The 20,204-nt window shown below is 38.1% G+C and carries 15 protein-coding genes and 1 tRNA gene; all 16 read left to right on the top strand.

Going from position 1 to position 20,204, the window contains the following annotated elements:
• Positions 1 to 13 precede the first annotated feature (13 nt).
• On the top strand, positions 14 to 3,172 hold the full coding sequence (locus EAL87_RS01670; RefSeq protein ID WP_120912713.1) for a type I restriction endonuclease: 3,159 nt from the start codon (positions 14 to 16) through the stop codon (positions 3,170 to 3,172).
• Positions 3,165 to 4,796 (top strand): N-6 DNA methylase, encoded by a 1,632-nt coding sequence (locus EAL87_RS01675; protein ID WP_120912714.1) that lies wholly within the window; start codon positions 3,165 to 3,167, stop codon positions 4,794 to 4,796. Before EAL87_RS01670 ends, EAL87_RS01675 begins: the two co-directional genes overlap by 8 nt.
• Entirely contained in the window at positions 4,789 to 5,829 is a 1,041-nt protein-coding gene (locus EAL87_RS01680) for a restriction endonuclease subunit S (RefSeq protein ID WP_120912715.1), read from the top strand. Before EAL87_RS01675 ends, EAL87_RS01680 begins: the two co-directional genes overlap by 8 nt.
• Positions 5,830 to 6,321: 492 nt before the next feature.
• Positions 6,322 to 6,399, top strand: a tRNA-Pro gene (locus tag EAL87_RS01685).
• A gap of 94 nt (positions 6,400 to 6,493) precedes the next feature.
• Positions 6,494 to 8,521 carry an RNA degradosome polyphosphate kinase gene (locus EAL87_RS01690; protein WP_120912716.1) on the top strand — a complete coding sequence of 676 codons (2,028 nt, stop codon included), beginning with the start codon at positions 6,494 to 6,496 and terminating at the stop codon, positions 8,519 to 8,521.
• A gap of 36 nt (positions 8,522 to 8,557) precedes the next feature.
• Positions 8,558 to 9,613, top strand: coding sequence for a quinone-dependent dihydroorotate dehydrogenase (locus tag EAL87_RS01695; protein ID WP_120912717.1), 1,056 nt, complete (start codon positions 8,558 to 8,560; stop codon positions 9,611 to 9,613).
• Complete coding sequence (gene pqqE, locus EAL87_RS01700; RefSeq protein ID WP_120912718.1) at positions 9,610 to 10,944, top strand: zinc protease PqqE; 1,335 nt, start codon at positions 9,610 to 9,612, stop codon at positions 10,942 to 10,944. The genes EAL87_RS01695 and pqqE overlap by 4 nt, the downstream gene beginning before the upstream one ends.
• Before the next feature lie 14 nt (positions 10,945 to 10,958).
• Positions 10,959 to 11,861: a 4-hydroxy-tetrahydrodipicolinate synthase gene (gene dapA / locus EAL87_RS01705; protein ID WP_120912719.1), complete on the top strand. Its 903-nt coding sequence runs from the start codon at positions 10,959 to 10,961 to the stop codon at positions 11,859 to 11,861.
• On the top strand, positions 11,858 to 12,646 hold the full coding sequence (locus EAL87_RS01710; protein WP_001014515.1) for an enoyl-ACP reductase: 789 nt from the start codon (positions 11,858 to 11,860) through the stop codon (positions 12,644 to 12,646). Before dapA ends, EAL87_RS01710 begins: the two co-directional genes overlap by 4 nt.
• 9 nt (positions 12,647 to 12,655) lie before the next feature.
• Positions 12,656 to 13,264, top strand: coding sequence for a hypothetical protein (locus EAL87_RS01715; protein ID WP_120912720.1), 609 nt, complete (start codon positions 12,656 to 12,658; stop codon positions 13,262 to 13,264).
• Positions 13,261 to 13,800, top strand: coding sequence for a CDP-diacylglycerol--glycerol-3-phosphate 3-phosphatidyltransferase (gene pgsA / locus EAL87_RS01720; RefSeq protein ID WP_017180680.1), 540 nt, complete (start codon positions 13,261 to 13,263; stop codon positions 13,798 to 13,800). The genes EAL87_RS01715 and pgsA overlap by 4 nt, the downstream gene beginning before the upstream one ends.
• 196 nt (positions 13,801 to 13,996) lie before the next feature.
• A complete protein-coding gene (locus EAL87_RS01725; RefSeq protein WP_120912721.1) occupies positions 13,997 to 15,439 on the top strand; it encodes an amino acid permease in 1,443 nt (480 codons plus the stop codon).
• Positions 15,440 to 15,483: 44 nt separating this feature from the next.
• Entirely contained in the window at positions 15,484 to 16,914 is a 1,431-nt protein-coding gene (locus EAL87_RS01730; RefSeq protein WP_120912722.1) for a DegQ family serine endoprotease, read from the top strand.
• 21 nt (positions 16,915 to 16,935) lie between these two features.
• On the top strand, positions 16,936 to 18,156 hold the full coding sequence (locus tag EAL87_RS01735; protein WP_120912723.1) for a bifunctional 2-C-methyl-D-erythritol 4-phosphate cytidylyltransferase/2-C-methyl-D-erythritol 2,4-cyclodiphosphate synthase: 1,221 nt from the start codon (positions 16,936 to 16,938) through the stop codon (positions 18,154 to 18,156).
• Between the two features lie 21 nt (positions 18,157 to 18,177).
• Positions 18,178 to 19,074 carry an OriC activity response regulator gene (locus tag EAL87_RS01740; protein ID WP_120912724.1) on the top strand — a complete coding sequence of 299 codons (897 nt, stop codon included), beginning with the start codon at positions 18,178 to 18,180 and terminating at the stop codon, positions 19,072 to 19,074.
• 236 nt (positions 19,075 to 19,310) lie between these two features.
• Positions 19,311 to 20,177: a 5'-3' exonuclease gene (locus EAL87_RS01750; protein ID WP_120912726.1), complete on the top strand. Its 867-nt coding sequence runs from the start codon at positions 19,311 to 19,313 to the stop codon at positions 20,175 to 20,177.
• The last annotated feature ends 27 nt before the right edge of the window (positions 20,178 to 20,204 follow it).

Raw genomic sequence — 20,204 nt, forward strand, 5'->3', positions numbered from 1 at the left:
CAAAGAGGTGTGCATGCCATACAATGAAATCACAAGGGTTCAAGTCCCTGCCTTGATGCATTTAGCTGAGTTGGGCTATGATTTTATTTCTCAAAAAGATAAGCCTAACCTAGACACCGCCACCAATATTTTAACCGATAGTTTCACTCAAGCCTTTGAGCGATTAAACCCCAATAAAAACGCAAAAGATGCGCTTGCTGAAATCAAAAAACGCTTGAATTATGATGATTTAGGCAAAAGCTTTTATGAATACTTGCTCAAAAGCGAGCATCAAATCATAGACTTTGATAACCCTAACAACAATCTTTATGAAATGATGGCTGAATTACCCTATAAATCCTTTAGGCCTGACATCACCCTTTTTATCAACGGCTTGCCTTTGGTGAATATAGAAGTTAAACAGCCTTTCGCCGGACAAGGCATTAAAGAGGAAAAAGATCGCCATATCAAACGCTACGAAAACCCTGAAAATAAAGTTTTTTATAACCTTGCGCAAATCTGGCTCTTTAGCGATAACTCACCCTATGATGAAAAAAACCCTGATCAAGGCGTCTTTTATAGCGCTTCTTATTCGCCCATTTTCCAACGCTTTGTTGAAGCCAATAGGCTAGATATTACCCCCCCCCCCGAAAATGAACAAAGTCATCAAAAACATCAAAATCATAGATCGCTTGAAGAAATTCAAAAAAAGATCTTAAATGAATTCAATCTTAAAAACACCGACACCCCAAAAAGCCCTGAAGACACCCCCACAAACTCCCTTTTAACTTCGTTTTGTTCTCACAAAAGGCTTTGCTTTATCCTAAAATACGGCATTAGTTTTTTAAAAGAAAAATCAGAGTTTAAAAAACACATTTGGCGTTATGCGCAGATGTTTGCGAGCTTGAATGTTTTAAAAGAATTACAAAAGCATTATGAAAGCAACCCAAAAGACCCTCTAAAAGGCATCATCTGGCACACACAAGGCAGCGGTAAAACCGCCTTAACCTACCATTTAACCAAACTCATCAGAGACTTTTTTAGCCGATCCAACCTAAACAAAAAGACTAAATTTTATTTTATTGTGGACAGGTTGGATTTATTGGAACAAGCCAAAAACGAGTTTTTAAAAAGAGGCCTTTGTGTGCATGAGGCAGAAAATAAAGAGGATTTGAGCCAAAAATTAAAAAACTCTAGCGTTTTTGAAGGCCCTCAAGGGAATGATGAAATCATCGTTGTGAATATCCAAAAATTCAAAGCCCCCAATGAAGAAAAAGCCCCCAATGAAGACCTCTCTAATAGCGCTCCTAAAGAAATTATTTCTAAAACAGAATTACAAGAAGCGACAAAAGATAACCATGATTTACAAAGGGTGTTTATCATAGATGAAGCCCACAGGAGCTATGACCCTAAAGGTTGCTTTTACGCTAATTTGATAGAATGCGACAAGACAGCGGTAAAAATCGCCCTCACAGGCACGCCCCTATTAGAAGACAACGCGCAAGATAAAGCCACTAAAAAAACTTTTGGCAACTACTTGCACACCTATTCTTATGCAGAATCCATTAAAGACAGACACACTCTAAAACTCCAATTAGAAATCATTGAAAAGAGTTACAAAGAAAAACTACAAAAAATCTATCGCCTTTTACAAGAAAGCATCACTGTTGAAGGCATAGAGGTTAAAAAAGAAAGGATTTTTAATCATGAAAGATACATTAAAGAAATACTCTATTATATCATCAGAGATTTATTGAATTTCAGGCGTGCAAATAATGATGAAAATTTAAAGGCTGATGAAAATTTAAAGGCTATGGTAATTTGTTTTTCAAGCACACAAGCCAAGTTAGCTAATTTATTTTTTAATGAAGTCCAAGAAAAAGTCTTACAAGAAAACCCTAATTTAAAAATTTTAAAAAAACTCCAATCCAGCCTCATTTTGCATGACGAACAAGAAGTCAAAGAAAAGATTTATTCTTTCAAACATGAAAATACTGATATAGTCTTTGTGTTTAACATGCTTTTAACCGGCTTTGATTTACCCAATCTCAAACGCCTTTATATCCACAGAGAATTAAAAGATCACAATTTGCTCCAAGCCCTAGCCAGAGTGAATCGCTCCTATAAAAACATGTCTTTTGGTTACCTTATAGATTTTGTAGGGATTAAAGAAAATTACGACAAAACGACTGATGATTATTTGAAAGAATTAAACCAATTCAATCAAAGCGATTTTAATATCAAAGATAATCTCAAAGACATGTTTGCGGATCGCAATATTTTAGAAAAAGACATTAAAAACGCTTATGACGATCTTTTTGATTACCCCATTGATGATATAGAGGCCATGACTAGCGCCATTGTTAGTATCAGCAAAATGAACGAGCTTTTAAAAGTCTCACACGCCATTAACACGCTTAAAGAGCGCTATAATTTAATCCGCACTTCTAACGATGAAAAAATCCTTTCATTAAAAGAAAAAATGGATATTGAAAAGATCAGCAAAATCTCTTCAATGCTCAGCAAAAAAGCCAAACAACTCCATGCGTTAAAAAATATCAATGAGCCTAAAAACCCAAACGATTTAATCATCTTAGAAGACCTCATCGCTCTTTTAGACTTTAAAATAGAGTTTAAAGAAAGCATTAAATTACACTTCAAAGAAAAAGAAGAGATTAGTGCCAAATGCAAGCAAGCTAAAGAGATGTTAGAAAAAATCCCGGACAAACAAGACAAAGAAGTTCAAAAGATTTCTAAAGAGCTTTCAAAACTGCTCCAAGAACCCCTAACCAATCATAATTTTGATGGAATTTCTCATTCTTATAGCGCGATCATTTCACAACTAAAACAACATAAGGAGCAAACCACCAACCTATTAAATAAATACAATAATGATCGAGCTTATGTGATCACGCATAAGCGCCTTCATGATCGCCTTATGGAAGAAAACATTTCTAAGGGAATTTTCACGCTTTTAAGCGCCTTAAAAAAAGCTCTTGATACGCGTATTTCTAAGCGTCAAGAAATCTTAAACGAAGAAACCACCCTAAAAACTGCCATAAAAGCAGAATTAATGGACGCTTTCAACAAAGACCCCTCCTTAAAAGATTTAGAAAAAGAAGAAGAACTTATCGTTCAAACCCTTTTTAACGAACTCCCAAAAAAATATAATCAAGGAAATTCACATGCCTAATAACGCTTTATTGCAAATCAAACAAGACACTCTCAACCTCATTGACGATTTAAAAGCCATTTGCACGAGTTTTGGCTTAGGGAATGATGGCAACGAATACAAGATCATCACGCAATGCTTTTTGTATAAATTCTTATGCGATAAGTTTGAATTCCTTTTTGAACAAAAGTTCCCCAACCAAACGATACAAGATTACAAAGATTTTAAAAAGGAAGAAAAAAAATATTTTTTCATTACCTTAGACGATAAAAAACTCCCCAAACTCGCTTATGATGAGCTTTTAAACTATCTTTTTGAAAAACATTTTAACGATAACGATTTACACCTAAAGCTAGACGCTATTTTTAATCGCATTTCTAGCAATAATGCCGAACTTTTTAACACCCAAAGCACGGATAAAACCACTATCGCCCTATTTGAAAGCGTCTCACAATACATTAATGAAGAGTCTAAAAGGGCTAATTTTACAAGAGTTTTACTAGACAAACTCAAAAATTTTAATTTCAAACAAGCTTTTTTAAACTTACAAAACCAACAAGGCTATGACTTTTTCGCCCCCATTTTTGAATACTTACTCAAAGATTACAATAACGCCGGCGGAGGGAAATACGCCGAATACTACACCCCTTTAAGCATCGCTAGCATCATCGCTAAGCTTTTGATTAATGAGCCGACTCAAAGCGTCAAAATCTATGACCCAAGCGCCGGCACAGGAACGCTTTTAATGGCACTAGCCCACCAAATAGGCACCCATTCTTGCACCCTTTATGCCCAAGACATTTCGCAAAAATCCTTAAGAATGCTCAAACTCAACTTGATTTTAAACGACTTGACCCACTCTTTAAAAAACGCCATTGAGGGAAACACTTTAACCAACCCCTACCACTCTAAAGACTTTAAGGGGAAAATGGATTACATCGTGAGTAACCCCCCTTTCAAACTAGATTTTTCCAACGAGCATGCCGAGATTTCGCAAAACAAAAACGATTTTTTCTTAGGCGTGCCTAATATCCCTAAAAACGATAAAAGCAAAATGCCCATTTACACGCTCTTTTTCCAGCATTGCTTGAACATGCTTAGCCATAAGGGTAAGGGGGCTATTATCGTGCCAACCGGATTCATTAGCGCTAAAAGCGGGGTAGAAAATAAGATTATCCGGCATTTAGTAGATGAAAGGCTCGTTTATGGGGTAATTTGCATGCCCAGTCAAGTTTTTGCCAACACCGGCACTAATGTGAGCATCATCTTTTTTCAAAAAACGCCAAGCGCAAGGGAAGTCATTTTGATTGACGCTTCCAAACTCGGCGAAGAATACACCGAAAACAAAAACAAAAAAACGCGCTTAAGACCAAGCGATATGGATTTGATTTTAGAAACTTTTCAAAATAAAACCCCAAAAGCGGATTTTTGCGCTTTGGTTTCTTTTGATGAAATCATAGGAAAAAATTATTCTCTAAACCCCGGGCAGTATTTCACTATAGAAGACACGAGCGAGACAATCAGCCAAGCGGAATTTGAAAATTTAATACAACAATATTCAAGCGAACTGACAAGCCTTTTTGATGAAAGCCAGAGCTTGCAACAAGAAATTTTAGAAACTTTAAAAGGGGTTAGGTTTGAGTAAAACTCTACAAGACTACGCAACTTTAATCAATGATACCATACAATCAAATGAAATCAATCACTATATCACTACGGATAACATGTGCCAAAATTTAGGCGGTATTGATATATTTAAAAATATCAATGTCCCGCAAGGAAAGGTCAGATCATTTCAAAAAGATGATGTTTTGTTGTCAAACATAAGACTTTATTTTAGAAAAGTTTATAGAGCCAAACAAAAAGGCGGTTGTAGCTCTGATGTCCTGGTGTTTAGGGCTAAACACATTGATAGCGCCACACTTTTTGCGATTTTATCTAGTCAAATTTTTACTGATTATGCGTGTTCAGGTAGTCAAGGTTCTAAAATGCCAAGAGGCAATAAAACACACATGATGAATTTCAAAATCCCTACAATCAATTTTACAATCGCTAAAATTTTTAATAGCATTCAAAATAAAATAGAAAACAACCATAAAATCAATGAGCTTTTACACACCCTCGCTTATAAAATCTATGAATATTATTTCAAATACAAACCTAAAAATGCAAAACTAGAACAAATTATTATTGAAAATCCTAAATCTAGCATTATGGTTAAAAACGCTCAAAAAACCCAAGATAAATACCCCTTTTTTACAAGCGGAGATAATATCCTATCCTATCCTAAAGCGATCATTGATGGCAGAAATTGCTTTTTAAACACTGGGGGCAATGCTGGTATTAAATTTTATGTGGGCAAAGCTTCTTATTCAACGGATACTTGGTGTATTTGCGCTAACGAATTTAGCGACTATTTATATTTACTGCTTTCAAGCATAAAAAACCATATCAATCAAAGCTTTTTTCAAGGAACTAGCCTTAAACACTTACAAAAAAATTTGCTTAAAAAATATCCTATTTACATGCCGTCCGCGCATGAAATTAAAAAATTTAATCAAATTATTATCCCCCTACTCACGCTTATATCCATTAATACAAGAACTTCTAAAAAATTAGAACAAATCAGAGACTTTCTACTCCCCCTACTCTTAAAACAACAAGTCAAACCTAAATAAAAAATTTTAGAACAAAACTTTTTTAAGGGGTAAAAACCCTTTAGTTACAAGAAAGAGAAGTTTTGTCATCAAAAGAAATTTTTTAAAGAAAAAGAAGTTTCAAAAAATTAAAAGTTTGAGTCAAATCCGCTAGTAACCATAGATTTGACCCTAGCGCTCTTGCGCCAGAGCCAAAATTTTAGTATAATGGCGTTGCGGACACCATTAAAACTATGATTACTAATCTCATGTTAGGTTATCTCCTTTTCTGAGGTAACCGCCCACTGTTACCCCCAACCCTAACATACTCCAAATACCGCAACCAAAGAGAAGACCAAGAGATTACTACTTGCGTCCGTTTATTATAGAATAAATCAACCCAAAAAACGCTGAAAAAATTTTAAGCGATCTTTTAGGGTTAAATGAAGTTTTATTCAAAAAATGAAGTTTTACAAAAAAGAGTTTTTAAACAACAACTAAGCAAACTCGCGCTACAATCTCCCTTTTTGATTGCGGAGTATGGCGCAGCCTGATTAGCGCGCACCCTTGGGGTGGGTGAGGTCGTGGGTTTGAATCCCGCTACTCCGACCATGACTTTTTAAAAAAAACTTCAATCATTATCATTTCATTATATAATCACACCAAACAAACTGATTTTTAAACATGATGATTGAAAGGATTTTTATTGAATCGTTTCTTTAACCGAGAGCTTTCATGGTTAGCTTTTAACACAAGGGTTTTGAACGAAGCCAAAGATGAGAGCTTGCCTTTATTAGAGCGCTTGAAATTTTTAGCCATTTATGACACGAATTTAGACGAATTTTACATGATAAGAGTGGCAGGGCTTAAACAACTCTATGAGCATAAAATCGTCTCTAAAGGCATTGATGGCGCAAGTCCTGAAGAACAATTAGAAAAAATCAAGCATTATTTAGCGCATGAAATTGAAGAAAGGGAATTAGAATTTCAAAAAATCCAAGCCCTACTCTTTAAAAAAGGGCTTTGTATCACCCCCTATAATGAATTGAATTTAGAGCAAAAAGCTAAGGCTAAAACCTATTTTAAAGAGCAACTTTATGCGTTAGTTTTGCCTTTTAAGTTGGATTCTTCGCACACTTTCCCGCCTTTAGCGAATTTGACTTTCGCGCTTTTTGCCCGCATTAAAGACAAAGAAACCCAAACCACCTCCTATGCGCTCATCAAACTCCCCTCTTTTATCTTCCGTTTTGTAGAGCTGGAAAAAGGCTTGTTCGTGCTGGCTGAAGAAATCGTAGAAGCGCATTTAGAAGAATTGTTTTTAGAGCATGAGATTTTAGATTGCATGGCGTTTAGGGTAACTTGCGATGCGGATATTGCTATCACTGAAGACGAAGCGCATGATTATGCGGATTTGATGAGTAAGAGTTTAAGGAAACGAAACCAAGGCGAAATCGTGCGCTTGCAAACCCAAAAAGGGAGTCAAGAGCTTTTAAAAACCCTTTTAGCGTCTTTAAGGAGTTTTCAAACCCACTCTTACAAAAAGCACAAACTCACCGGCATGCATGCTTATAAAAGCGCGATCATGCTCAATTTAGGGGATTTGTGGGAATTAGTCAATCACAGCGATTTTAAAGCGCTTAAATCGCCCAATTTCACGCCCAAAATCCACCCTCATTTCAATGAAAACGATCTTTTCAAATCCATAGAAAAACAAGATCTGTTGCTGTTCCATCCTTATGAAAGTTTTGAGCCTGTGATCGATTTAATAGAGCAAGCCGCTAGCGATCCAACCACCCTTTCTATCAAAATGACGCTTTATCGTGTGGGCAAACATTCCCCCATTGTCAAAGCCTTGATTGAAGCGGCGAGCAAGATTCAAGTGAGCGTTTTAGTGGAATTAAAAGCGCGTTTTGATGAAGAAAGCAATCTGCACTGGGCAAAAGCTTTAGAAAGGGCGGGCGCTTTAGTCGTTTATGGCGTTTTCAAACTCAAAGTGCATGCTAAAATGCTCGTGATCACCAAAAAAGCAGACAGCCAATTACGCCATTTCACCCATTTAAGCACGGGCAATTACAACCCTTTGAGCGCTAAAGTCTATACCGATGTGAGTTTTTTTAGCGCTAAAAATGAAATCGCTAACGACATTATCAAGCTTTTCCATTCCTTGCTCACTAGCAGCGCGACTAATAGCGTATTAGAAACGCTTTTCATGGCGCCCAAACAGATCAAGCCTAAAATCATTGAACTCATTCAAAATGAAATGAACCACAAACAAGAAGGCTATATCATTTTAAAAGCCAACGCCCTAGTGGATAGCGAAATCATTGAATGGCTCTATCAAGCCTCTCAAAAAGGGGTTAAAATCGATCTCATTATCAGAGGGATTTGCTGTTTAAAGCCCCAAGTCAAGGGCTTGAGCGAAAATATCAGGGTGTATTCTATTGTGGGGAAATATTTAGAACATGCACGCATTTATTATTTTAAACATGAAAATATTTATTTTTCTAGCGCGGATTTAATGCCCAGGAATTTAGAAAGGCGCGTGGAATTGCTTGTTCCCGCCACAAACCCCAAGATCGCTCATAAATTGTTGCATATTTTAGAAATCCAATTAAAAGACACTTTAAAACGCTACGAGTTAAATTCTAAAGGCCGTTACGCTAAAGTTTCAAACCCTAACGATCCTTTAAATTCACAGGATTATTTTGAAAAACAAGCCCTTAAAACCTTTTAAAGGTTATCGTTCAAATCATAAAAGACAAGGATTTAAATGCTTTATTCGTTATTAAAAAAATATCTTTTTAGCCTGGACGCTGAAGACGCGCACGAAAAAGTTTGTCAAATTTTAAGAATGCTTTCTTCATCGCCCTTTTTGTGTCATTTAATCCATTCTCAATGGGGTTATCAAAACCCAAAACTTGAAAATGACATTTTAGACTTAAATTTCCCTAACCCCTTAGGTTTAGCCGCCGGTTTTGATAAAAACGCTTCCATGCTTAGGGCGTTAATTGCCTTTGGGTTTGGCTATTTGGAAGCAGGCACATTGACTAATATTGCGCAAAGCGGGAATGAAAAACCAAGGCTTTTCAGGCACATTGAAGAAGAGTCCTTACAAAATGCGATGGGGTTTAATAATTACGGGGCGATTTTAGGAGCGAGATCGTTTAAGCGCTTCGCCCCTTATAAAACCCCTGTTGGCGTCAATTTAGGCAAAAACAAACACACAGAGCAAGCGCATGCCCTAGAAGATTACAAGGCGGTTTTAAATCAATGTTTAGATATTGGCGATTATTACACTTTCAACCTTTCTTCGCCCAACACCCCTAATTTAAGGGATTTACAAAATAAAGCGTTTGTGAATGAGCTTTTTTGCATGGCGAAAGAAATGACCCATAAGCCTTTATTTTTAAAAATCGCCCCAGATTTAGAAACAGATGACATGCTAGAGATTGTCAATAGCGCTATTGGAGCAGGAGCGCATGGGATTATTGCGACTAATACCACGATTGATAAAAGCCTGGTGTTCGCTCCTAAAGAAATGGGGGGCTTGAGCGGGAAATGCTTGACTAAAAAAAGCCGTGAAGTCTTTAAAGAACTGGCTAAAGCTTTTTTTAATAAAAGCGTTCTTGTTTCTGTGGGGGGGATTAGCGGTGCCAAAGAAGCTTATGAAAGGATTAAAATGGGAGCGAGTCTGTTACAAATTTATAGCGCTTTTATTTACAACGGGCCAAATTTATGCCAAAATATTCTTAAAGATTTGGTAAAATTACTCCAAAAAGATGGATTTTTGAGCGTCAAAGAGGCTATAGGAGCGGATTTAAGATGAAACATTTTTCTAGTCAAAGACTTTTGAGGCTTTGTTCTGTCTTGTTAGTAACCTTAGGAGCGAGCATGCACGCACAATCTTACTTACCCAAACACGAGAGCGTTACCTTAAAAAACGGGTTGCAAGTCGTAAGCGTCCCCCTAGAAAATAAAACTGGGGTTATAGAAGTGGATGTGCTTTATAAAGTCGGCTCTAGAAACGAAGTCATGGGCAAGAGCGGGATCGCTCACATGTTGGAGCATTTGAATTTTAAAAGCACCAAAAACCTTAAAGCCGGCGAATTTGATAAGATCGTTAAGCGTTTTGGGGGCGTGAGTAACGCTTCTACGAGCTTTGATATTACGCGCTACTTCATTAAAACCAGTCAGGCTAACTTGGATAAGTCTTTAGAATTGTTCGCTGAAACCATGGGTTCTTTGAATTTAAAAGAAGATGAGTTTTTGCCTGAGCGTCAAGTGGTCGCTGAAGAAAGGCGATGGCGCACCGATAATTCCCCTATCGGCATGCTTTATTTCCGCTTTTTTAACACCGCTTATGTCTATCACCCCTACCATTGGACGCCCATTGGTTTTATGGACGATATTCAAAACTGGACTTTAAAAGACATTAAAAAGTTCCATTCGCTCTATTATCAGCCTAAAAACGCTATTATTTTAGTGGTGGGCGATGTCAATTCCCAAAAGGTTTTTGAATTGAGTAAAAAACATTTTGAATCCTTAAAAAACCTTGATGAAAAAGCTATCCCCACCCCTTACATGAAAGAGCCTAAGCAAGATGGGGCAAGAACGGCAGTCGTGCATAAAGATGGAGTCCATTTAGAATGGGTAGCGTTAGGGTATAAAGTGCCTGCTTTCAAGCATAAGGATCAAGTCGCTTTAGATGCGTTAAGCAGGCTTTTAGGCGAAGGTAAAAGCTCATGGTTGCAAAGCGAATTAGTGGATAAAAAACGCCTAGCTTCTCAAGCTTTCTCGCACAACATGCAATTGCAAGATGAAAGCGTGTTTTTATTCATTGCGGGGGGTAACCCTAATGTCAAAGCCGAAGCCTTACAAAAAGAAATCGTAGCGCTTTTAGAAAAGCTGAAAAAAGGCGAAATCACTCAAGCGGAATTAGACAAGCTCAAAATCAATCAAAAAGCTGACTTTATTTCTAACTTAGAAAGTTCTAGCGATGTTGCGGGGCTTTTTGCGGACTATTTAGTGCAAAACGATATTCAAGGCTTGACGGATTACCAGCGACAATTTTTGGATTTAAAAGTGAGCGATTTGGTACGCGTGGCTAACGAATATTTTAAAGACACCCAATCAACCACCGTGTTTTTGAAACCTTAAAAGAGCCTTATCGCATGCAATTTCATTCATCTAGCGCGTTAATTACGCCTTTTAAAAAAGATTTGAGCGTTGATGAGGCCGCTTATGAAACTTTGATCAAGCGCCAAATTTTTCAGGGCATGGACGCATGCGTGCCTGTTGGCACGACAGGAGAATCCGCCACGCTCACCCATAAAGAGCACATGCGTTGCATTGAAATCGCCATAGAGACTTGCAAAAACACTAAAACGCCTTCCAATTCACGCATGAAAGTGTTGGCCGGCGTGGGCAGTAACGCCACGAGCGAATCGCTTTCTTTAGCAAAGTTCGCTCAAAAAATCGGTGCGGATGCGATTTTATGCGTAAGCCCTTATTATAACCGCCCCACCCAACAGGGCTTGTTTGAACATTATAAAACTATCGCTCAATCGGTAGAAATCCCTGTCATGCTTTATGATGTGCCAAGCCGCACGGGCGTGTCTATTGAAGTTCCAACCGCCCTCAAACTCTTTAGAGAAGTCCCTAACATTAAAGCCATCAAAGAAGCGTCTGGTTCTTTGAAAAGAGTAACAGAATTGCATTATCATGAAAAAGATTTTAAAATTTTTAGTGGGGAAGATTCACTCAACCACTCTATCATGTTTTCAGGAGGGTGCGGCGTGATTTCAGTGACCGGTAATTTAATGCCCAATCTGATTTCACAAATGGTCAATTGCGCGATTAAACAAAAATACCAACAAGCCCTAGAAATCCAAAATAAGCTTTTTCATTTGCACCAAGCCCTTTTTGTAGAAACGAATCCTATCCCTATTAAAATGGCTATGCATTTAGCCGGCTTGATTGAAAACCCAAGTTACAGACTGCCTTTAGTGGCCCCAAGCAAAGAAACGATTAAACTTTTAGAAAAAACCCTACAACAATATGAGGTAATTGCATGAATGGTTCCAATCACATGAAAAATAAAACCCTAGTGATCAGCGGCGCGACTAGAGGGATTGGCAAGGCGATATTGTATCGCTTCGCTCAAAGCGGCGTGAATATCGCTTTCACTTACAATAAAAATGTTGAAGAAGCCAACAAAATTATAGAAGATGTGGAGCAAAAATATTCCATTAAAGCCAAAGCTTACTCTCTTAATGTTTTAGAGCCTGAGCAATACACGGATCTTTTTAAACAAATTGATGCGGATTTTGACAGAGTGGATTTTTTTATTTCTAACGCTATTATTTATGGGCGTTCTGTCGTGGGGGGATTTGCGCCGTTTATGCGATTAAAACCTAAGGGGTTAAACAACATTTACACAGCTACCGTGTTAGCGTTTGTGGTGGGGGCTCAAGAAGCGGCAAAACGCATGCAAAAAATAGGCGGTGGGGCGATCGTGAGCTTAAGCTCTACCGGGAATTTGGTCTATATGCCCAATTACGCCGGGCATGGCAATTCCAAAAACGCCGTAGAAACCATGGTCAAATACGCTGCTGTGGATTTAGGCGAGTTTAACATTAGAGTGAATGCGGTTAGTGGTGGGCCTATTGATACGGACGCTTTGAAAGCCTTCCCTGATTATGTGGAGATTAAAGAAAAAGTAGAAGAGCAATCGCCCCTAAAACGCATGGGCAATCCTAACGATCTAGCCGGGGCGGCTTATTTTTTATGCGATGAAACCCAAAGCGGTTGGCTTACAGGGCAAACGATCGTTGTGGATGGCGGGACTACTTTTAAATAAAGATTTTTTTTGAAAAACATTATCCACATCCACCAAAACAAAGAGTTGCAATTCATTAAAAAATGCTTGTTGGGCTATTTTTTCGCCCCTTTGTGTGGGGCTATTTTGTTGGTGCTTTTTCTTGTTTCAAGCGGGGCAAAATCGTTTCAAATTTCTAACCTCTTCAATAATCAACTAGCTTATATCGTGTTATTGTCTCTTTTTTTGTGCGCGATTGGGTTCATTGCCGGAGCGATTGGTTTTTACAGGCTTTCTAAAATCACGCGCCATCTGAGTTTTTTTGAAAATTTTGCTTTCAGTTTTTTGGCGGTGATTTTATGCGCTCTTTTAAGCTATCTTGTCCCTAGTGCCAGTAACGCCCTTTCACTAATCGGTAATGGCGTTTCTATTTTTTATTTGCACAAACTCTATAGAGAATTGAGCCTTTACACGCAAGAAAGGTTTTTTTTAAGCGGGTTTAGGTTATTGCTTTTTAGTTTCATGCTGGCTCTTTTAGGGGTTTTAGCACAAGCGTTAGTTATCATCTTTTTAACGATCGCTGTGATTTTAATGTGTGTGGCGCTTAGCTTTTTAGGGCGTGCGTTTTTGAATTTTTCACAAGTCTTTTTGAATGCATGAAAGTTTTAAAACTCCTGCCTAATTTTTTAACGATTTTACGCATTGTCTTATCCTTATTTTTATTGTTTTTATTGTTAAACACGCGCACTTATTTTAGTTTTTTAACCCCCTTTCACATCAACATGATCTCTTCATTGGTTTTTTTGTTTGCCGCGCTCACGGATTTATTGGACGGCTATATCGCCAGAAGCTATAAAGCCAAATCGCGCTTTGGGGAAATCTTTGACCCTTTAGCGGATAAAATCCTTATTTTGAGCGCGTTTTTAGGGTTAGTCCATTTGGATCGTGTGAATGCGTGGATCCCGTTTGTGATTTTAGGGCGCGAATTTTTTATTTCAGGGCTTAGGGTTTTAGCCGCTAATGAAAAAAAGGATATTCCTGTCAATGCGTTAGGCAAGTATAAAACCGTTTCTCAAGTCGTGGCGATTGGCGCTTTATTAGCCAATTTAACTTATTCCTATGCGCTTGTGGCTATAGCGGTTTTTTTAACCCTTTATTCGGGGATAGATTACACGATTAAATATTATAAATCTTAATGTTTTAGAAGAAGTTTTTAGCGTTCTTTAAAAAAATATCTTAAAAATCCGCTCTCATCAAATATTGATAAACATTAACTTTAGCATTCTTTCCTTTTTTTTAAATTTTATTTTCAATATTCAATTAAAAAAAATCATTTTATTTTATTTTTGTTATAATTCAAGCTATTTTTATTTTCAATCAAGGAGGTGTCGCATGGACAATCAAAAGATAACGCATCAAAATACCACGCAAAAACAAGGCGAGCTTAAAAGAGACATGAAAATGCGCCATCTCTTAATGATTGCATTTGGGGGAGCGATTGGCACAGGGCTTTTTGTAGGCACTGGGGGTAATATTGCGAGCGCTGGCCCTTTAGGGACCTTGATCGCTTATGGTTTTGGAGGGCTTGTGGTTTATTGCATCATGCTCTCTTTAGGCGAATTGGCTAGCGTTTATCCCACTACGGGCAGTTTTGGGGATTATGCGGCTAAATTCATAGGCCCTGGCACGGGCTATATGGTTTTTTGGATGTATTGGCTTGGCTGGGTGATCACGGTGGCGTTAGAATACATCGCTATTGGCATGCTCATGCAACGCTGGTTTGCGGGTATTCCTATCCATTATTGGGTTATTTTATGCATTGCGTTAGTTTTTTTATTGAACTTTTTTTCGGTTAAAATTTTTGCCGAGGGCGAGTTTTTCTTTAGCCTGATTAAAGTTTTAGCGGTGATCGCTTTTATAGGCATTGGCGCGATTGGGATCATTTATCAAATCTATTTGCATGGGTTTAGTTCTATTTTTAACAATTTCCATTTTGGCGATAAGGGGTTTTTTCCTAACGGGAGTGCAGCGGTTTTTTCTGCTATGCTCGCTGTTATTTTTGCCTTCACTGGCACAGAGGTGATTGGGGTGGCTGTGGGAGAGACTAAAAACGCTAGCGAAGTGATGCCCAAAGCGATTAAAGCGACTTTGTGGCGGATTGTCTTTTTCTTTTTAGGCTCGGTGTTTGTCATTTCTGTTTTTTTACCCATGAGCGATTCTTCTATCACGCAAAGCCCTTTTGTGAGCGTTTTAGAACGCATTAATTTGCCCTTTATTGGCATGGGTATCCCTTATGTGGCTGATATAATGAACGCTGTTATCATTACGGCGATGTTTTCTACCGCTAATTCAGGGCTTTATGGAGCGAGCCGCATGATTTATGGGCTGTCCAAACAAAAGATGTTTTTTAAGGTTTTTTCCCAACTCAACCGACAAGGCACGCCCACTTACGCGATGTTTTTTTCCCTTTCTTTTTCTCTCATAGGGCTTTTAGTCCAAATTTATGCCAAAGAAAATGTCGTGGAAGCTTTGATTAATGTGATCAGTTTCACGGTGATTATTGTGTGGGTTAGCGTGTCCATTTCGCAATATTCTTTCCGTAAGCAATATTTAAAAGCCGGGCATTCTTTAAAAGATTTGCCTTATAAAGCCCCCTTCCTGCCCTTTTTGCAACTCATAGGGATCACTGGGTGCATTATCGGCGTGATTGGTTCGGCTATGGATAAGGATCAACGCATCGGGATGATTTTAACAATTGTTTTTGCTGTTATTTGTTACATTGGATACTATTTTACACAAAAAGCTAATGAAAATAACAAAAAAGATTTGATATAATCCTTTCTTAATTTTGAAGTTTAGCACATTTTAAGGAAGTAACCATGATGAAAAAAACCCTTTTTATCTCTTTGGCTTTAGCGTTAAGCTTGAATGCGGGCAATATCCAAATCCAAAGCATGCCCAAAGTTAAAGAGCGCATAAGCGTCCCCTCTAAAGACGATACGATCTATTCTTACCACGATTCTATTAAGGATTCTATTAAGGCGGTGGTGAATATCTCTACTGAAAAAAAAATTAAAAACAATTTTATGGGTAGCGGTATGTTTAATGACCCCTTTTTCCAACAATTTTTTGGGGATTTGGGCGGCATGATCCCTAAAGAAAGAATGGAAAGGGCTTTAGGCAGCGGCGTAATCATTTCTAAAGATGGCTATATTGTAACTAATAACCATGTGATTGATGGCGCGGATAAGATTAAAGTAACCATTCCAGGGAGCAATAAAGAATATTCCGCCACTTTAGTAGGCACGGATTCTGAAAGCGATTTAGCCGTGATTCGCATCACTAAAGACAACTTACCCACGATCAAATTCTCTGATTCTAATGATATTTTAGTGGGCGATTTGGTTTTTGCGATTGGTAACCCTTTTGGTGTGGGCGAAAGCGTTACGCAAGGCATTGTTTCAGCACTCAATAAAAGCGGGATAGGGATCAACAGCTATGAAAATTTCATTCAAACAGACGCTTCCATTAATCCTGGAAATTCCGGTGGTGCTTTAATTGACAGCCGTGGAGGGTTAGTGGGGATCAATACCGCTATCATTTCTAAAACCGGGGGTAACCACGGCATTGGCTTTGCCATCCCTTCTAACATGGTTAAAGATATTGTAACCCAACTCATCAAAACCGGTAAGATTGAGAGAGGTTACTTGGGCGTGGGCTTGCAAGATTTGAGCGGCGATTTGCAAAATTCTTATGACAATAAAGAAGGGGCGGTGGTCATTAGCGTAGAAAAAGACTCTCCGGCTAAAAAAGCAGGGATTTTGGTGTGGGATTTGATCACCGAAGTCAATGGGAAAAAGGTTAAAAACACGAACGAATTGAGAAATCTAATCGGCTCTATGCTACCCAATCAAAGAGTAACCTTAAAAGTCATTAGAGACAAAAAAGAACGCACCTTCACTCTCACTCTAGCCGAAAGGAAAAACCCTAACAAAAAAGAAACCATTTCTGCTCAAAACGGCGCGCAAGGCCAATTGAACGGGCTTCAAGTGGAAGATTTAACCCAAAAAACCAAAAGGTCTATGCGTTTGAGCGATGATGTTCAAGGGGTTTTAGTCTCTCAAGTGAATGAAAACTCTCCAGCAGAGCAAGCTGGCTTTAGGCAAGGTAACATCATCACAAAAATTGAAGAGATTGAAGTGAAAAGCGTTGCGGATTTTAACCATGCTTTAGAAAAGTATAAAGGCAAACCCAAACGATTCTTAGTTTTAGACTTGAATCAAGGTTATAGGATCATTTTGGTAAAATGATAGAGGTGGGTTGTTAGCCGCATGTCTTTGATTAGAGTGAATGGGGAAGCTTTTAATCTTTCTTTAGAAAGTTTAGAAGAAGACCCTTTTGAAACTAAAGAGACGCTAGAAACGCTTGTTAAACAAACGAGCGTTGTTTTATTGGCCGCTGGGGAATCTAAGCGTTTTTCTCAAACCATCAAAAAACAATGGTTGCGCTCTAATCATACCCCCTTATGGCTCAGCGTTTATGAAAGCTTTAAAGAAGCCCTAGACTTTAAGGAAGTCATTTTAGTTGTAAGCGGATTGGATTATATTTATATCCAACGCCATTACCCTGAAATCAAGCTTGTAAAAGGCGGGGCATCAAGGCAAGAATCCGTGTGCAACGCTTTAAAAGTAATTGATAGCGCTTACACGCTCACCAGCGATGCGGCTAGGGGTTTAGCCAATATTGAGATGCTTAAAAATTTGTTTGTAACCCTCCAACAAACAAGCCATTATTGCATCGCTCCTTACTTGCCTTGCTATGACACGGCGATCTATTATAATGAAGTTTTAGATCGAGAAGCGATCAAACTCATTCAAACGCCTCAATTAAGCCACACCAAAACGCTCCAATCAGCCCTAAATCAAGGGGATTTTAAAGATGAAAGCAGCGCGATTTTACAAGCTTTCCCTGATTTGGTGAGCTATATTGAAGGCAGTAAAAATTTGCACAAACTCACCACAAGCGGCGATTTAAAGTTTTTTACGCCTTTTTTTAACCCAGCAAAGGACACTTTTATCGGCATGGGTTTTGATACGCATGCGTTTGTTAAAAATAAGCCTATGGTTTTAGGGGGAGTTGTTTTGGATTGCGAGTTTGGGTTAAAGGCTCATAGCGACGGCGATGCTTTGTTGCATGCAATTATTGATGCGGTTTTAGGGGCGATTAAAGGGGGGGATATTGGCGAATGGTTCCCTGATAATGACCCCAAATACAAAAACGCCTCTTCTAAAGAGCTTTTAAAAATCGTGTTGGATTTTTCTCAAAGCATTGGGTTTGAATTGCTTGAAATGGGGGCGACCATCTTTAGCGAAATCCCTAAAATCACTCCTTACAAACCGGCGATTTTAGAGAATTTGAGCCAACTTTTGGGTTTAGAAAAATCTCAAATCAGCTTGAAAGCCACCACAATGGAAAAAATGGGGTTCATTGGCAAACAAGAAGGGCTGTTAGTCCAAGCGCATGTGAGCATGCGTTATAAACAAAAACTTTAAACGCGATAAAAGGAAGAATTGATGAAAATCTTAATCATTGAAGACGATTTAGCGCTAGCTAGGAGTATCTCGCATAATTTGCATGATTTAGGGCATTTTTGCGAGATCATCTCTAGCATTTCAGAAGAAAACAAAGAGCCTTATGATGTGATTTTAGTTTCTTCTAAAGTTTGCACTCAAGGGCGTTGCGAACATTTTGTGCGTTATAATTCCAAGCAAATCATTATCATGATGGCTTCGCATGTCAATGAAGATGGCGTGAATAAACCCATTCAAGCAGGAGCGAGAGATTATATTCTAAAACCTTTTAAAATGGATGAGTTGTTGCGTAAAATCCAATACCACAAAGCCTACCAAGAAATGACCGCTCGTCTGGGATTTTATGAAAATTACTTAGACTTTATCCATGCGGAATTGCCCTTGCCTAAAGATTTTTCTTACCGGCCGCCCTTTATCATCCACACGCCCTCTCAAGAGCTTGCGAACGCTTATTTATTGCAATACGCTAAAGAAAGGCAAATGGATTTTTCTTTTTTCTCTTTAAAGGATACCACTTGGAAAGATCTATACAAAAATAAAGACAAACTAGAACGCCCTTTTTACATCATGCATTTAGAAGAGCTTAAAAAAGATGAGCAATTGAAATTGTTAGAATTGGCCCGTTCATGCCCTATTGTGTTGTCTTACACCCATAAAGAGCCTTTAGAATTTCCTAGAATCATCACCATTGAATGCGGCAACAAACCCCTATCTTTGTTTAATAACAGCACGACTTTCCTTTCCATTCAAGAATATGAAAAAGAAGCGATCAGGCATTTTTCTTCTACCTGCACGGACACGGAATTAGCCAGTAAGCTTGGCATTAGCCGTAAAAGCCTTTGGGAAAAACGCCGTAAGTATAACTTACCTCGCAAATAGTGGGGAAATTCTTAGGCTTTGTTCTCGTTGGGCGTTAGTTATAAAATGTGAAAATACCAAAAATATTTTTTAAAATTAAATATTAAAAAGCTTGTGTCAAGCAAGCGATAATCTCTCAAAATTTAGCGTATTTAATGAGAATAGAGCTAATTATTATTAAAATAACTTATTATTTGCTATATATTTACTATAATAGTTTAACTTTTAAAAAGAAAAATTCAGCTTAAGGATTAACCATTAGACAAGCGTTTAACAAGACAAGATTCACGCATTCAAGAACTCTTTTACTAGACATTGATTGCGTTATCCCTAATATTGTTAGGCGTTTGCTTTCTAATAAAACGCTCCCTAAAAGATTCGCCGCTTACAGCTTGCAAGAAGTGGGCGTTATTTTTCTCACCACTCAAATTTTATCCATCATGCGCAAGACCCGTTGCTCTAAAACGCTTTTTTTTATCACTAGGGGCAGAGAGAGTTTCCGCTACCAGCTGTGCGATCATTACAAACAAAAACGCCACCAATTTGATGAAGGTTTTAGATCCCTTTTAAAAGCTCTAAAGATCGCTTTAGTGGAAAAATACCCCCTAAAAAAAGGGGCTAGAATCCAGTGCGAACATTGTTTTGAATATGAAGCCGATGATATTATCTCTTTTTATAAAAAGAAAGACCCCAACAATTATGTGATAGCCAGCATGGATAAAGATATTTTGTATTCCAATAGAGGCTCTCATTTCAACTTGAAAACCAACGCCTTTTTTAATGTGAGCCAAAAAGAGGCTCATTTTTTTGCTTATTACCAGTGCGTTGTGGGGGATAAGGGGGATAATATTAAAGGGGTTAAGGGGATTGGCGGTTTCAACTATAAAGATTTTTTAAACGAAGACGCTAAAGAGCATGAGCTGTGGGAGCAAATCATTCAAGCGTTCAAAATCAAAGAAGATTTGAGCGACAGCGAAGCTAAAGAAAAGGCTCTTTTAAACATGCGTTTAGTCAATATGCACCAAATGACCCGCCATGGCGTGATCAAACTATGGGAGCCTGAGTTTAAAAAAACTTTTTTCCCTAAAAAACCCCAAAGACCTGATTTTAAAAGAATTTCTTAAAACAAAAACCTCTTTTAATATTGATTT

Source organism: Helicobacter pylori (assembly GCF_003636935.1).
GTDB lineage: Bacteria > Campylobacterota > Campylobacteria > Campylobacterales > Helicobacteraceae > Helicobacter > Helicobacter pylori_CH.